We start from the raw sequence: 15,662 nt of genomic DNA, 5'->3' as shown, positions 1-15,662 counted from the left end.
AACATGTCCAAAGGGCAGTCCCTTCAAGACCCGTACCTGAACATTTTGCGCAAGGAGCGCATTCCGGTCTCTATTTTCCTGGTGAACGGCATTAAATTGCAGGGCCAGATTGAATCATTTGACCAGTTTGTCATTTTATTGCGCAATACCGTCAGTCAGATGGTTTATAAACACGCTATTTCCACGGTAGTGCCTTCGCGCAACGTGCGTTTGCCGGCACAAGATCCAGCCGCGCCCGACGCGGACATCTAACACCGTTGGATAGCTAGAGAGTCCACGAGGTATTGATTGTTTTTTGAGCGCCCAGATGCCGGTGAAACGGCAGTACTTGTTCACGTTGACTTTCATGATGAGCAAGCACGTGAAGACCCGGGTGAGTTCTTAGAGCTCGTGCGCTCTGCTGGCGCAGAGCCCGCGACATTACTCACTGCTAGCCGACAGCGCCCTGACTCCCGAACGTTTATCGGGTCAGGCAAGTTGGAGGAGCTGCGAGCACTGCTCGCAGCTCACCAAGCAGAACTGGTGATCTTCAACCATAGCTTAAGTCCCTCCCAAGAGCGCAACCTTGAGCATGAGCTCAAGTGTCGAGTGCTTGATCGTACCGGTTTAATACTCGATATTTTTGCGCAGCGGGCACGAACCCATGAGGGTAAGCTGCAGGTAGAGCTTGCCCAGCTTGAATATATGTCCACTCGCCTAGTGCGCGGTTGGACCCACTTAGAGCGTCAGAAGGGCGGTATCGGTTTACGCGGCCCTGGTGAAACGCAGTTAGAAACCGACCGTCGTTTGCTGCGTGGGCGCATTAAGTCGATTCATAAACGGCTCGATAAAGTACGCAGCCAGCGCGACCAGAACCGCCGCGCACGTTCACGTGCCGAGATTCACAGCGTTTCATTAGTTGGCTATACCAATGCCGGTAAATCGACGCTGTTTAACGCGCTTACCAATGCTGAGGTATACGCAGCTGACCAGCTATTTGCCACGCTTGACCCGACACTTCGTCGTCTCGAAATTGCAGACGTTGGCCCTGTGGTGATGGCCGATACAGTTGGTTTTATTCGCCATCTGCCTCACAAGTTGGTTGAAGCTTTCCGAGCAACGCTTCAAGAGGCTGCGGAAGCCTCGCTGTTGGTGCATGTAATAGATGCTGCTGATCCTGATCGTGATGCCAACGTTGAGCAAGTCGATCGTGTACTCAAAGAGATAGGCGCTGATAGCGTGCCTGTTCTCAAGGTCATGAATAAAATCGACCGTCTTGATAGTGCACCGCGAATTGAGCGCGATGGCCACGGCGTTCCTGAGGTTGTGTGGCTCTCAGCTCAGCAAGGGCAAGGCCTTGATTTGCTGCATGAGGCGCTAACCGAACGTTTAGCAAATGATGTTATTGGCTTTTCGCTTACACTGTCTCCGGAGCAGGGTAAGCTGCGTGCTGGTCTACATGAGTTGAACGCAGTTCGAGAAGAATATTTTGATGAGCAAGGACAGTCTGTTTTAGACGTGCGCTTGCCTAGACGTGATTTCAATCAGCTCATGGCTCAACTTGGTGAGCGTGCTAATACCTATTTACCCGTCGCTTTACGCGAAATTGACGAGTGGTAGTCACGTAGGCTGCATCGCATATATAGGCTTAAATATAAATGAGCTTGGGTATGTGAAGCCTATGTGAACTCGGGTAGAAGTATGGTACAAAATTTATATAGTAATAATATTAAAAGCACCGTGCCTTGCTAACTGTGAGGCTAAGTGCAGGTGAACACCTGAGTGGAGAAGATGTATGGCCTGGAATGAGCCTGGTGGTGGCAACCAGCACGACCCCTGGAGCAGTGGTGGCCGACGTGGTAATAACGGCGGTGATCGCGGTGGAAGTAATGGTGGAGGTAATAATGGTGGCAATAATCAAGGTCCGCCCGACCTCGATGAAGCACTAAAGAAATTCCAAGATAAGTTAAACGGAATGCTGGGTGGCGGTGGCAAAAAAAGCAGTGGCGGTAACGGGAGTGGTAAAAGCGGTGGTGGTAAGCCGCGTAACTCTCTAGCGCTACCTGGTTTGCTGGTCGTTGTCGCTTTAGCTATCTGGGCCGCATCCGGTTTTTATCTGGTCGACCAGTCTGAGCGTGGCGTCGTGCTGCGTTTTGGTGAGTATCAGGGCATCGTAGACCCAGGCCTGCAGTGGAATCCGCCGCTAATTGACGATGTTCGTATGGTGAACGTGACCCGTGTTCGGTCAGTTTCCCAAACGCAGTCTATGTTGACGCGTGATGAAAACATCGTTGAAGTGGAAATTTCTGCTCAGTATCAAGTGGCTAATCCCCGTGACTTCGTATTAAACGTACGCGATCCAGCACTTTCTATCGAGAATGCCTTGGACTCCGCCTTGCGTCACGTTGTCGGTGGCACTGACATGATCGACATTTTAACCTCTGGTCGTGAAATTTTAGGTAGCTCTGTGGCAAGCCGCCTTCAATCTTATTTGGATGCTTACGGCGCTGGTATTCGTCTCCAGACAATTAACATTGAGTCAACCTCTGCGCCTGCGCCCGTTATCGATGCTTTCGATGATGTTATTCGCGCACGTGAAGATCGTCAGCGTACGATCAACGAAGGGATGGCCTACGCCAATGCCATTATCCCTGCAGCTCAAGGCCAAGCGCAGCGTGTCGTTGAGCAAGGTCAAGGTTATAGAGAGTCGGTCGTGGCTGAAGCACAAGGTCAGGCTAACCGCTTTAACGCATTGTTGACCGAGTATCGCAACGCGCCTGACATCATGCGTGAGCGTATGTACCTGGATGCGATTGAAGACGTCTTTGGTAATACTCCCAAAGTACTGCTGGATGTAAGTGAAAATGCGCCTTTGATGTATTTGCCATTAGATCAAATGCGTGGCGGTAGCGCTGCTGGCAGTAATGCTTCTTCCAGTAATAGTGGTGATGGTAGTAGTGAATCGATTGATCCGCGGGTGCTTGATTCGTTACGGGGAAGCCAGAGTAGCTCGTCATCCTCGTCATCAAGTAACCCCATTCGCAGGGAGGGCCGCTAAATGATTAATAATCGATCCCTGCTAATCGTAGGTGGCTTGGCCGCTGTGGCTTGGCTAGCTAGTAATAGCTTGTATGTAGTGGATGAAACCCAGCGTGCCGTTAAGCTGCGTTTTGGTGAGGTCATCGAAGAGAATATTCAGCCAGGACTGCATGTCAAAATACCGATCGCGCAAACGATTCGTAAGTTTGATACGCGTCTGCTGACTCTTGATACTGATACCAGCCGTTATCTGACCCTTGAGCAGAAAGCGGTTATTGTCGACTCTTACGTCAAGTGGCAGGTGGTAAATCCCACGCGTTACTACGAGGCGACTGCAGGCGATGAAATGATGGCGATTCGCCTGATTCAGCCGCGCGTAGATGAAAGCTTACGTAACGAGTTTGGTCGCTTGAATCTTCAGGAAATTATCGCCGAACGTCGCGATGATCTGATGACAGGGCCTACCGCTGAGCTAGATGAGCTGATGCGCGATGAGCTTGGTGTGGCGATACGTGACATTCGCATTAAGCGTATCGACTTGCCAGAAGATGTCTCGGCTGCAGTATTTGATCGTATGCGTTCTGAGCGTGAGCGTGAAGCTCGTGAATGGCGTGCACAAGGTCAGGAAGAGGCTGAGCGTATTCGTGCTAACGCTGATCGTCGGCGTCAGGTACTGCTCGCCCAGGCCAATGAGCGTTCTGAAACGCTGCGTGGTGAAGGCGATGCAGAAGCAGCGGCAATTTTCTCCCAGGCTTATGGTCAGGATCAGGAATTCTTCGCTTTCTGGCGCAGTTTGAACGCTTATCGTGAAAGCTTTGCAGGTGATAACAACCTGCTGGTGCTGGAGCCTGATAGTGATTTCTTCCGCTATTTGCGTAGTGCGGTTCCTAGCAACGGAGAGTAGTTATATGTGTGCCCAGCCCCGCAAGGTTATGCAGTCCTAGCGGGGTTCATCTGGCGCACAAACGTGATAGACTTAATTAACCGGGCGTCGCCCGGTTTTTTTGTGGCCCTCATTTCACTAGCGCTTGTCCATGAACGCCTAAAACGCGTCATGATGTAGCTGCTTGTTTGGGCCTTCATTGTCTCGCAGGATTGTTCACATGACCATCGCTGACCGCTGGCTATTGCCCGACGGCATGGATGAGGTGCTGCCGCCTCAGGCAAGCCGCATGGAAGAGCTGCGCCGTGCGCTGCTTGATCTCTACCATTGCTGGGGCTACGACCAAGTAATGCCGCCGCCGGTGGAGTTTTTGGACTCCTTGCTTACCGGTACCGGTACCGATCTAGATCTTCAGACGTTTAAATTAACTGACCAACTAACGGGTCGCATGATGGGGGCATCTGCCGATGTAACTCCTCAGGTGGCGCGTATGGATGCCCACTCCCTGAAGCGGCAAGGGCCGGTTCGATTATGCTACTGCACGAATGTGCTGCGCGCTAAAGCCGACCAGCATCAGGGGGGGAGAAGCCCTGTGCAGGTAGGGGTCGAGCTGTTTGGTCACGCCGGTTTAGAAGCTGACAGTGAAATTATTCATTTGGCACTGGCCAGCTTAAAAGCAGCGGGCGCTGATGAAATTCACCTGGCGCTGGGCCATATTGGCATTTATCGTAGCTTTGTCGAGGCAGCTGCGCTTAGCGATGAGCAGGAGCGGGCGCTGTTTGAAGCACTGGCGCTGAAATCGCCGGGCCAGTTAGCTGAGCTCGTTCACCGTAGTGTCAGCGACCCAGCCTTGGCAGATATGCTGATAGCGCTTGGTGAGCTGCATGGTGATGCAAGTGTGTTAGGGCAAGCACGAGATCGTTTTGCCGGTGCCCCCGCGCCGGTGAGGGCGGCACTTGACCAGTTGGAAGCACTCTATAAAGGTGTATTGGCGCGCTTTGACGTTTCGCTCTATTTTGATTTAGCGGAGCTGCGTGGTTATCAGTACCACACTGGTATGATGTTTGCTGCCTATGTGCCTGGTTATGGCCATGCATTGGCCAAAGGTGGGCGTTATGATGACACTGGCCGTGCTTTTGGTCGTGCGCGTCCGGCGACCGGTTTTTCTATGGATTTAAAACAATTGGCATCCCTGGCGCTGGCTTCACCCAGCCAGGGGGCTGTTTGGGCGCCTGCCCAAGAAGAAGAGTCGCTTAACGCTGCCATTGCTGCGCTGCGTGAGCAGGGTGAACGCGTGATTCAAGCGCTGCCTGGGCAGCGTACTGGGCCGGCGGAGCACAGTTGTGACCGCCGTCTTGAGTTTATTGACGGTCGTTGGCAGACAATGACCCTGACACAAGAGACGAGTGCATAATGGGTAAGAATGTCGTAGTCCTGGGTACCCAATGGGGTGATGAAGGCAAAGGCAAGATTGTTGACCTGCTCACCGAATCAGCCTCAGCAGTGGTGCGCTTTCAAGGCGGTCATAACGCAGGCCATACCTTGGTGATTGACGGTGAGAAAACGGTTCTTCACCTGATTCCCTCTGGTGTGCTGCGTCCAGGTAAAACCTGTGTGATCGGTAATGGCGTCGTATTGTCGCCTGAAGCGCTGATCAAAGAGATCCGTGAGCTTGAAGAGAAGGGCGTGCCGGTACGTGAGCGCTTGCGCCTGTCACCAGCTTGTCCGTTAATCCTGCCTTACCATGTGCGTTTGGACCAAGCACGTGAAAAAGCGCGCGGCATTGCTAAGATCGGCACCACTGGTCGTGGAATCGGGCCAGCTTACGAGGATAAAGTTGCCCGTCGTGGTCTGCGTTTAGGCGATATGCTTCACCGTGAGCGTTTTGCCTCGAAGCTTGGCGAGGTATTGGACTACCACAACTTTGTGTTGGTGAACTATCACGGCGAGCCGGCGGTGGACTTCCAGGAAGTACTGGATACCGCTATGCAGATGGCCGAAGAGCTACGGCCTATGGTCACAGACACCGTTAGTATGGTGCACGATCTGCGTAAAGCCGGTGAGAACATCCTATTTGAAGGTGCTCAAGGCTCGCTGTTGGATATTGATCACGGTACCTATCCCTACGTCACCAGCTCTAATACCACCGCTGGCGGAACGGCTACCGGTTCAGGTGTTGGCCCGCTTTACCTGGACTACGTGCTAGGTATCACCAAAGCCTATACCACCCGCGTTGGCTCTGGCCCATTCCCGACCGAGCTTTTTGACGACCATGGCCGTCATTTAGCCGAGCGTGGGCATGAGTTTGGAGCAACCACGGGTCGCGCGCGCCGTTGTGGCTGGTTTGACGCCGTAGCGTTGCGTCATGCGGTGCAGATCAACTCAGTCTCTGGTATCTGCTTAACCAAGCTTGATGTTTTGGATGGCCTGGAAAATATTCGTGTGTGCGTGGGCTATCGTAGTAAAGATGGCGATGTGCTAGATAATCCGGTTGATTCAGAAGGCTACGAAGCTGTTGAGCCGCTGTACCATGATCTACCGGGCTGGAAAGAATCTACCCTGGGCGCCAAGAAAGTTGAGGATCTGCCTGCCAATGCACGTGCTTACATCAGCTTCTTAGAAGAGCAGGTAGGTACCAGCATTGATATTATCTCAACTGGCCCTGACCGTATGGAAACCATTGTCCTGCGTAACCCGTTTGAAGACTAAGCTAGCATTCATGCATAAATAATTTGTGTGTTTGTAAGCTGCTGAGATGATTGAGTAGTTGAAAAAATTGAGTAGCTGAAAAAAGGGGCGATTAAATCGCCCCTTTTTGCTTTTTAGCATCCGTATTAAAACTAGAAGTCGATGCCGCGACGGGCTTGCAGGCCATTGTTAAACGCGTGCCGTACCTCTTGCATCTCTGTCACTGTATCCGCCATTGCCACTAAATCTCGATGAGCATTGCGTCCGGTAATAATCACCGTTTGTTCTTGCGGTCGATTGATCAGTGCTTGCTTAACCGTATCAATATCTAAATAACCGAACTTCAACATGTAAGTAATTTCATCCAGGACAACAAGATAGGTCGCTGGGTCTGCGAGCATTTTTTCAGCTTCTTGCCATACTGCTTGGCAAGCTTGGGTATCTGACTCGCGATTCTGGGTATCCCAGGTAAAGCCCGTGGCCATGATGGCAACACTGAGGTTTGCGTCTTCCTCTAGCCGATTGCGTTCACCGCACTCCCATAATCCCTTAATAAATTGCACGACACCAACTTTATAGCCATAGCCAAGCGAGCGAGTGACGGTGCCCCAGGCGGCAGTCGTTTTACCTTTGCCATTGCCCGTATTTATCAGCAACAGCCCACGCTGCTCGGTAGCGTTGGCCACTTTCTCGTCAACGCGGGCTTTCAGTTTTTCCATCGACGCTTTGTGACGTGCATCGCGATCGCTCATGGTCGGTATCCATCGGTAAGTGATTAAGTAAATGATGGCTAGGTTAATTCATCCAGCGGCAATTTAATATTGCTGTGGTTAAGTTTTGTATAGTTAATGGATAATTCTGTTCAAGTTTTGGGGGTGCCGAAGTTAGCGCTGCAAGACACATTATGTAAGAAATTGGCCGGGTGGGGGCTAGCTGCTCTAGAATAGTGGGTCATGTCTTACTAGGAATGATGCCATGCCCTCATTTGATATTGTGTCAGAGTTTGATCAGCACGAAGCGTCCAATGCTATCGACCAAGCAAATCGTGAAGTGCAGTCGCGCTTTGATTTCAAAGGTGTTGATGCCAGCTTTTCACTTGAAGGAGAGAAAGTTCAGCTTGAGGCTGAGGTTGATTTCCAACTAAAGCAAATGCTCGATGTGTTGCGCAATCGGCTGATTGCACGTGGAATTGATGCCCGTTGTATGGATATTCAAGACCCGGTGTTGTCTGGTGTGAAAGCCCGACAGGAGGTCGTTCTAAAGCAGGGGCTTGATCAGGCTGAAGCAAAAGATGTGGTTAAGCGTATCAAAGCCAGCAAGCTAAAAGTACAGGCTCAGATTCAGGGTGAAAAAGTGCGCGTTACGGGTAAAAAACGCGACGATCTTCAGAGCGTGATGGCGCTTTTACGTGGCGAAGAGGGGCCTGAACTACCATTACAATTTGATAACTTCCGTGATTAATTAACTCGATCGACAGTAATACGATGGTGCAGCGTTAGGCGCTGCCTCATCAAATAATTTATAAGCTTACAGGAGTCACGCACTATGTCTGATCCGCAGCCGGTTTATTTAAGCGACTACCAGCCGCCCGCCTACCTAGTTACCCATACCGAGCTGACGTTTGATCTTGACCCTGCAGCAACCCGCGTAAAAGCACGTCTGCAAATAGAGCGTCATCCAAGCGCTGATTCACAAGCGCCGTTAGTGCTTAACGGTGAACATCTGACGCTGATATCACTCGCTATCGATGGTAGCCCTTTGGCTGATGCTGCGTATCAGTTAACGGATGAGGTGCTGCACATAGCGGATGTGCCAGAGACCTTCATGCTGGAGAGTGAGGTGGAGCTAGCTCCCAGCAGCAATACTGCGTTGGAAGGGCTGTACCAATCTAACGGCATGTATTGCACCCAGTGTGAAGCAGAAGGCTTTCGGCGAATTACTTATTACCCCGATCGTCCTGATGTGATGGCCACTTTTAAGGTAACGGTGATTGGTAACGCCACCAGTGAACCAGTGCTACTCGCCAATGGTAATCCTGTTGATCAAGGTGCATTGGAAAATGGCCGCCACTTTGCGACCTGGGAAGACCCGCACCCGAAACCCTGCTATCTGTTCGCTTTAGTTGCTGGGAATTTGCATAAAGTGGAAGATTCTTTTGAGACTGTGAGCGGCCGCAACGTGACGCTGCAGTTATGGGTCGAGCAAGAAAACCTAGATAAAACCGAACATGCGATGGCCTCTCTTAAGCGTGCTATGGCATGGGACGAACAGACCTATGGCCGTGAATACGACCTTGATCTGTTTATGATTGTGGCAGTGAATGATTTCAATATGGGGGCAATGGAAAACAAAGGGCTTAATATATTTAACTCCGCTGCGGTATTAACTCATCCCAATACCGCGACGGACGCAGCCTTCCAAAATGTGGAAGGGATTGTTGCCCATGAATATTTCCACAACTGGTCAGGCAATCGAGTGACTTGCCGTGATTGGTTCCAGCTCTCTTTAAAGGAAGGCTTTACTGTATTTCGTGATCAGTGCTTTTCCGCCGATACCAACTCGGCTCCTGTTAAGCGCATTCAAGACGTGTCATTTTTCCGCACTGCTCAGTTCGCCGAAGATGCTGGGCCAACGGCGCATCCGATCCGGCCAGACCACTTTATTGAAATCACCAACTTTTACACTCTGACGATTTACGAAAAGGGTGCAGAGGTTGTGCGCATGCTGCGTAATTTACTGGGTTGGGAAGACTTCCGTCGCGGCTCAGATCTTTATTTTGAACGTTTTGATGGTCAGGCAGTGACCATTGAAGACTTTGTGGGCTGCATGGCTGAGGTGTCTGATGTAGACCTTAGCCAATTTATGCGTTGGTACTCCCAGGCAGGCACGCCTGAAATCGATGCGCACGGTGAATACGATTACGCCCATGGGGAGTATCATCTCACTCTGCGCCAACGTACCCCCGCGACTCCAGGGCAATCAGACAAGCTGTCGTTACACATTCCCGTACGTATGGGGCTAGTGGGCACCAAGTCGGGACAGGATCTGACATTAACACTGTCAGGTGAGAAGCTAGGTAACGACGCTGTTATTCATCTCACTGAAGATGAGCAGACGTTTGTCTTTACTGACGTTGCTGAAGCGCCTGTTCCTTCACTGCTGCGCGATTTTTCTGCACCCGTAAAGCTACACTTTCCCTATTCGCGTGAAGACCTTGCGTTTTTGCTGACGCATGATAGCGATGGCTTTAACCGTTGGGATGCCGGCCAGCGGCTTGCTATGCTGGCGTTAGATGATCTAATCGCTGCACATCGTAATGGTGTTGAAAAGGTCATGGACAGCCGTGTTGTGGAAGCCTTTAGAACGCTGCTTACTAGTGCTATGAGCGATAAAGCGGTGCTGGCAGAAATGCTGACGCTACCCTCTGAAGCCTATATTGCCGAGCAGCAGCCGATTGTAGATGTGGACGCAATACACGCCGCTCGCGAATTCGTGCGCCAGTCGTTAGCCGTTGCGCTGCGTGATGAATTTATCGCCGTGTATAAAGCGAACCAAAGCGATAAACCCTACGCGCCAACGCCTGAACAGATCGCCCAGCGTAGCCTCAAAAACGTCGCCTTAACTTATTTAATGGCGATTGAGGACGAAGAGGGCATTACGTTTTGCGAAACGCAGTTTGCTGCGGAACATAACATGACCGATGTTCGTCATGCGCTGACCTTGTTGGTTCATAGTGACCGTGATGATATCGCGTCTCCAGCACTGAAGGCCTTTGGCGAAAAATGGGCACATGACCCGTTGGTTATGGATCAGTGGTTCACCATACAGGTGTCACGCCCGCAGCCAGATGTTCTTGAGCGTGTTCAATATCTAATGCAGCACCCAGCATTTTCAATTAAGAACCCTAATAAAGTGCGTGCCCTGGTCGGAGCATTTGCCCAAAATCGGATTAATTTCCATCGTTTAGATGGTAAAGGATACGCGCTGTTAGCCGATGTGGTGATTGAGCTAAATCGCCTGAATCCCGAAATAGCCGCACGGCTGGTGACACCGTTAACCCGTTGGCAGCGTTTCGACGAAGAACGTCAGCAGTTAATGCGCGATGAGCTTGTGCGTATTAAGCAGGAGCCTTTATCGTCAAACGTATTCGAAGTTGTTGAGAAAGCGCTGGCATAAGGTAAGCCAGCGAACTAACCATGGAGAGGGAATGCGCCGGTGACAGATACACAGCAGCACTATTTACTGATTATTAACGGTAAGTCTGCCGGTAACCCGGCGCTGCGCGAAGCTGTTGAAGAGCAGCGCAAGGCAGGGATGTCGATCATCGTACGTTCGACCTGGGAAGGCGGCGATGCCGCTGAGTTCGCTGCCCAAGCGGTCGAGCTGGGCGCTACGCGGGTCATTGCCTGTGGTGGCGATGGTACCGTTAATGAAGTGGTTAACGGACTCATGCGGATTGCTCATGATCTGCGACCAGCACTAGGCATTGTGCCGTTAGGCAGTGCCAACGATTTTGCTACTTCCCTCGGTTTGCCGCTGGAGCCAGGGCCAGCCCTTGAGGCTGCAAGGCACTTGTCTCCATCGCCGATTGATGTGATCAGAATGACCGCTCAGTCAGGCGCAGAAGAAGCGGTTAGTTATTACGTCAACATGACAACTGGCGGATTTGGTGCCGAAATTACCTCATCAACCCCTAAAACGCTAAAGCGCATGTTAGGTGGTGGCGCATACTCCCTAATGGGCGCTTTGAAAGCATGGCGGCACCGTAGTTATTGCGGCACGTTGCATTGGGGGGACCAGCAGCAAGAAGCGTCGCTGTTACTTCTCGCGCTGGGCAATGGTCGCCAATCTGGCGGCGGGCAAGTATTAGCGCCAAGAGCTAAGCTCGACGATGGCCGTTTCGATGTGCTACTGGTCAAGGACTTTTCATCAGCGGCAGAGTTGCCGACGTTGCTGAGTGAGTTGCAGCAGTTTCCAGCCGAAGGGCGCTTTGTGCATTATTTTACCGCCAGCCAGCTGTCGGTAACGACTCAGCCAGATGATGAACCTTGGCCGTTAACCTTAGATGGAGAGGCGCGTCGCTATGAGCGATTTTGCGTCGAAGTAGTGCCGCTTGCGCTGAAAGTGCTGCTGCCGGAAGGGTGCTCACTATTGACGGCTAATGATCGCCACTAAGTGTTTTTTATTATTTGAATCACTGTTAAGGAGAAAATCCAATGGTAAATCGCTTTTGGATGCCGCTACTAGCCAGTCTCGCGCTGCTGCTAAGCGCCTGCGGCGACGCACAGGAAGATACTACGACTACAAATGAGCAGGACACCTCTAGCAGTGACGTGGATGCTCAACAAGCACCTACTGCTGCAGATGGCAGCGAAGAGACGGATGAAGCCGCTAGTGCGGATGATATCGAAGAGGACATTGAAGCGCGCCAAGCGGCAGAGGAGCTAGAGGAAGCAGAGGCACTGAGAGATGACAGTAATGATGCATCGGAAGCCTCAATCTCGCCCAATAACGAAGAGGTGCAGGCGGATGAAGACACGCTTGCAGCGGACCCTGAAGATGCCCTCGATGAAGCCAGTGCTATGCCTGGCGAAACCACTCGTTCAGATGTCGATGACGTTATTGCTGAGACCGAGCGCCGTTTTGAAGAAGCCCAGCGCCGCTTAGATGAGCAGTTTAAAGAAGTCGAGCAGCAGACACCGGCCTTGGAGCCGATGGATGGCGACGCTCCAGCTCCAAGTTGGGAAACAGAGTCCAGCTTACCCGGTACGTCTGACTTAGATGATAATTTGGAAGCTACCGACGTAGATGCGCTGATTGAAGACACTGAGAGACGTTTTGAAGAAGCGCAAAAGCGTTTAGAAGAGCAGTTTGAGGCCCTCGAGAGTGAGCAGCCGATCAGTGAAAGTATAGACAGTGTTGGTGAGGAGCAAGAAGCTGAGCGTGCCCAGGAGTAATGTGCTTACATAATCAGTGAATATGAATAAGGCCCGCTGCATGAGTGGGCCTTGTTTTATTCCTCTGGCGTTAGACCGGACGAATGTTAGAAGCCTGAAGGCCTTTTTTACCCTGTGTTACCTCAAAGCTGACTTTTTGACCGTCTTGCAGGGTCTTGAAACCTTCAGCTTGAATTTCGGAGAAGTGGGCAAATAGATCGTCACCGCCGTCATCAGGAGAGATGAAGCCGTAACCTTTGGTCTCGTTGAACCACTTGACAGTGCCAGTCGCCATCGTCCATATCCTTAACATGCTTAATGATTGGGCAAGCATCCATTGTGAATGCCTGCCAAAATTAATGTAGAAGCAAATAGTTCAGGCGTCCAGTTGCGGACTTAAGATTTTTTAACTTTTGGTGGGCTTCCTCTCATGACGCAAATCGGCTTTATCGATGCTCAGTTTGTCTCGTTCCTTGTGGCGATAACGCTGCTATCAATAAGCCCTGGCGTTGATACGCTGCTTGTCATCCGCAACACTGCCCGCGGTGGTGTTCGAGATGGTGTTGCAACAAGTATTGCTATTTGCTGCGGACTGTTCGTCCATGCGACTATTTCAGCGCTGGGTATTTCACTGATACTGCTGCAGTCGGCCTGGGCATTTCATATGCTAAAACTGGTGGGGGCGGCTTACCTGATTTGGCTGGGTGTCTCCAGCTTGCTGGCGGCGCGTCGTGGCACCCCCTTGCCTGTTCAAGGCGTGATGACAAGCGGCTCACCAGTGCCATTTTGGCAACCTATCAAAGAAGGCCTGCTGTCCAATGTCTTGAACCCCAAAACCGTGGTGTTCTACATGGCATTTTTACCCCAATTTATTTCGCCTTCTGATCCAGCACTGCTGAAATCATTATGGCTTGCGGGGGTTCATTTCGTGATTGCCAATATCTGGCAAATTAGCGTAGTGCTAATGGTGGGTGGGGCAAGTAAGTGGTTGGCCAGCGCTCGTTTTGCACAAACGCTCAATGCCGCTACCGGTGTGGTGCTGGTGGTATTTGGCGTTCGTTTAGCGCTAGAGCAGCGCCCGGTATAACCGGGCGCTGTATCAGTGGAGGGTCTGTCGAGGTTATCGGCTTACAAGCAGCGCGTGGTCATAGCGAACGGCCTGTTCACTCTCACTAAGCAGTGAGACGCCCTCGCTGTTGCCGCCGTTTGCCAGGCTTTCGAAAATGACCCGGTAGCTCAACACGGCTTGTACATAATCTCGGGTTTCCCGGAATGGAATGCTTTCTACAAACAGGTCAAATGATTCCATGCTGTTGTTGCCTAGCCATTGATCTACTCGGCCTGGCCCGGCGTTATAAGCGGCGGTGGCGGCCAACCGATTGCCTTGATAGCGTTCCAGCTTGTCACGTAAGTAGGTGCTACCTAAGCGAATATTAAGCTCAGGCTCTAAAACGCCGTAAGGTCCTGGATCATTTAGCCCCAGTTGACGACTAACTTGGCTTGCCGTGCCTGGCATTAATTGCATTAACCCCCGAGCACCGGCAGGCGAAAGGGCGACTGGGTTGTAAGCACTTTCACGACGGGTAATGGCCATCAGTAAATAAGGGTCGACGCCGGTTATGCGGCCCCAATGTAGGAAGCTATCACGATAAGCCGCTGGGAAACGCCAATCCAGCGCGTCCCACATTTCAGCTGCAATCGTGGTTTGCACTAAGCGAGCATGCCACTGCTGGTGAGCGGCGTAATCGGCGAGCGCCCGCGCCTGATAAGGTGTGCCATTCTGTACGGCATACAGCCACTCGCTGTTGGCTAGACCATCTTCGCCAATACGTAGGAGTGCTTCGGTGCGCTGAACCACCGGCAGGCGTGCCGTTTGTGCCCTGGTAGCTTCGTCAAAATGGTTGCGTTCTAAGTTGAGCTGGTAGGGTTGGTTGAGTTTTTCGGCAGCAGCAAAGCCATAGAAACTTCGGTCGGTTGCTGATAGTTGGTAACGCGCTAACGCTGCGTCACGATTACCCAGTTGCTCATTGGCCCTGGCTAGCCAGTACTGCCAGCGGCTACTTTCCTGCTGGCTACTAGGCATTTCGGTGATCCAGTGGACGACATCGGTCCACTGTCTTTTGGCCAGAGCGTCGCGAACACGCAGTTCTAATACGCGCTCGCTGTTCAGCGAAGGCAGTACGCTGTCGACCCAGGAAAGGGTGCCAGGAACGTTGCGTACGAGTGCATAAAACGCAAGTTCTTCTTCGATCGCTTGGCGGTCAGTATGGGCTAAGTTGAGGCGTGGCCCAATGGCTTGCCACGTTGAGAAGGCTGCGGGGGTGTTTTCTCGCGTGTAGCGCTGCATGGCGGCTTTATAAAACGCCGCCGTGGCAGCGCATTCAGGGCCAAGACAGGTAGGCGCTGAGGCAAGTGCGCTTGGTGAGTTATTGACCGTTTCGGCTGTATTCAGTGCTGTTTGCCACTGACTGTTCAGTAACCCGCCTAGATAGTTGCTTAAGCGCTCTTCGCCCGCCTGCCAAGCGAGCATTTTACGCTCCCAAATTGCCGTGGCATCAATGGTGCCATCCGCGCGAAGGCGATTGAACAGCGGGTCGCAGGCATCCGGCTGGGAGCTACCTACAAGCCACAGTTCAAGCCCCGCTTCGCGAGCTTCAGCAGGTGCTCTATCCAAGAGAGCAGTGTAGTAGTAACACTGACGAGCAGTGCCTGCTGGTACGCCGTCAGCAACGGCAAGCAGGTCGCCAAATCGACCCGCATAGCCATACTTTGCGATCGCTTGGCCACGCATCCATTCTGATAGCGGTGAATCAGCATGGCGCTCGATAAACTGCAGCACTTGGCTGGGGGCTGCATTAGGCAATTGGCTACGTAGGCGATGGTAGTCAACATAGCCGCTAAGGATATGCCCCTCTATCGCGCGGTCATTGATCTGTTGCCACTGCTGTTGGCGTGCAGCTTCAAGTGCCTCGCGCATCGCTGAGTCAGACGTTGCCCAGGAGGCAGTTGGTAACCCGATGAGCATCGCCGCACATAGGCTGCGAAATGTTAATCGAAATGGCGAAGCTTGCATGGCACTCCCTCTTGCTCGCTAATGGTATCTAGCCGCTATGTTGCTAGAACTGTATTGCTGGGTT

14 protein-coding genes are annotated in these 15,662 nt (G+C 52.0%); 11 read left to right on the top strand and 3 right to left on the bottom strand.

Features of this window, described 5'->3' with window-relative positions:
- Window positions 1-3: 3 nt before the first annotated feature.
- The 6 genes from hfq (at window position 4) to JFC11_RS07980 (ending at window position 6,610) form a co-directional block, all read left to right on the top strand.
- Window positions 4-252 carry an RNA chaperone Hfq gene (hfq, locus tag JFC11_RS08005; protein ID WP_009099947.1) on the top strand — a complete coding sequence of 83 codons (249 nt, stop codon included), beginning with the start codon at window positions 4-6 and terminating at the stop codon, window positions 250-252.
- Window positions 253-288: 36 nt separating this feature from the next.
- Window positions 289-1,599: a ribosome rescue GTPase HflX gene (gene hflX / locus JFC11_RS08000; protein ID WP_038485605.1), complete on the top strand. Its 1,311-nt coding sequence runs from the start codon at window positions 289-291 to the stop codon at window positions 1,597-1,599.
- Between the two features lie 175 nt (window positions 1,600-1,774).
- Entirely contained in the window at window positions 1,775-3,037 is a 1,263-nt protein-coding gene (gene hflK, locus JFC11_RS07995; RefSeq protein ID WP_038485602.1) for an FtsH protease activity modulator HflK, read from the top strand.
- Complete coding sequence (gene hflC, locus JFC11_RS07990) at window positions 3,038-3,922, top strand: protease modulator HflC (protein WP_038485599.1); 885 nt, start codon at window positions 3,038-3,040, stop codon at window positions 3,920-3,922. It begins immediately after the preceding gene.
- A 199-nt stretch (window positions 3,923-4,121) separates the two neighbouring features.
- Complete coding sequence (locus tag JFC11_RS07985; protein WP_038485596.1) at window positions 4,122-5,315, top strand: ATP phosphoribosyltransferase regulatory subunit; 1,194 nt, start codon at window positions 4,122-4,124, stop codon at window positions 5,313-5,315.
- Complete coding sequence (locus tag JFC11_RS07980; RefSeq protein ID WP_038485594.1) at window positions 5,315-6,610, top strand: adenylosuccinate synthase; 1,296 nt, start codon at window positions 5,315-5,317, stop codon at window positions 6,608-6,610. The genes JFC11_RS07985 and JFC11_RS07980 overlap by 1 nt, the downstream gene beginning before the upstream one ends.
- Window positions 6,611-6,741: 131 nt before the next feature.
- Here the strand turns inward: JFC11_RS07980 and cobO are convergent, their stop codons facing one another.
- A complete protein-coding gene (gene cobO / locus JFC11_RS07975; RefSeq protein WP_038485592.1) occupies window positions 6,742-7,341 on the bottom strand; it encodes a cob(I)yrinic acid a,c-diamide adenosyltransferase in 600 nt (199 codons plus the stop codon).
- A 223-nt stretch (window positions 7,342-7,564) separates the two neighbouring features.
- Here cobO and JFC11_RS07970 point away from each other — a divergent pair, with 223 nt between their 5' ends.
- The 4 genes from JFC11_RS07970 (at window position 7,565) to JFC11_RS07955 (ending at window position 12,546) form a co-directional block, all read left to right on the top strand.
- Complete coding sequence (locus JFC11_RS07970) at window positions 7,565-8,050, top strand: YajQ family cyclic di-GMP-binding protein (RefSeq protein WP_038485589.1); 486 nt, start codon at window positions 7,565-7,567, stop codon at window positions 8,048-8,050.
- 84 nt (window positions 8,051-8,134) lie between these two features.
- Window positions 8,135-10,765 (top strand): aminopeptidase N, encoded by a 2,631-nt coding sequence (pepN, locus tag JFC11_RS07965; protein WP_198349140.1) that lies wholly within the window; start codon window positions 8,135-8,137, stop codon window positions 10,763-10,765.
- 39 nt (window positions 10,766-10,804) lie between these two features.
- Window positions 10,805-11,764: a lipid kinase YegS gene (gene yegS, locus JFC11_RS07960; protein WP_198349139.1), complete on the top strand. Its 960-nt coding sequence runs from the start codon at window positions 10,805-10,807 to the stop codon at window positions 11,762-11,764.
- 41 nt (window positions 11,765-11,805) lie between these two features.
- Window positions 11,806-12,546, top strand: coding sequence for a hypothetical protein (locus JFC11_RS07955; protein WP_120386762.1), 741 nt, complete (start codon window positions 11,806-11,808; stop codon window positions 12,544-12,546).
- A gap of 70 nt (window positions 12,547-12,616) precedes the next feature.
- Here JFC11_RS07955 and JFC11_RS07950 read toward each other — a convergent pair whose 3' ends face one another.
- Window positions 12,617-12,820, bottom strand: coding sequence for a cold-shock protein (locus JFC11_RS07950; protein ID WP_009721950.1), 204 nt, complete (start codon window positions 12,818-12,820; stop codon window positions 12,617-12,619).
- 135 nt (window positions 12,821-12,955) lie between these two features.
- Here JFC11_RS07950 and JFC11_RS07945 point away from each other — a divergent pair, with 135 nt between their 5' ends.
- Window positions 12,956-13,612 (top strand): LysE family translocator, encoded by a 657-nt coding sequence (locus JFC11_RS07945; RefSeq protein ID WP_038485575.1) that lies wholly within the window; start codon window positions 12,956-12,958, stop codon window positions 13,610-13,612.
- A gap of 33 nt (window positions 13,613-13,645) precedes the next feature.
- Here the strand turns inward: JFC11_RS07945 and JFC11_RS07940 are convergent, their stop codons facing one another.
- The gene (locus JFC11_RS07940; RefSeq protein WP_198349138.1) at window positions 13,646-15,598 is read right to left on the bottom strand and encodes a transglycosylase SLT domain-containing protein; all 1,953 of its coding nucleotides are present in this window, start codon (window positions 15,596-15,598) and stop codon (window positions 13,646-13,648) included.
- Between the last annotated feature and the right edge of the window lie 64 nt (window positions 15,599-15,662).

Source organism: Vreelandella alkaliphila, from assembly GCF_016107625.1.
GTDB lineage: Bacteria > Pseudomonadota > Gammaproteobacteria > Pseudomonadales > Halomonadaceae > Vreelandella > Vreelandella alkaliphila.
This window is presented reverse-complemented; position numbering and strand designations above follow the sequence as displayed.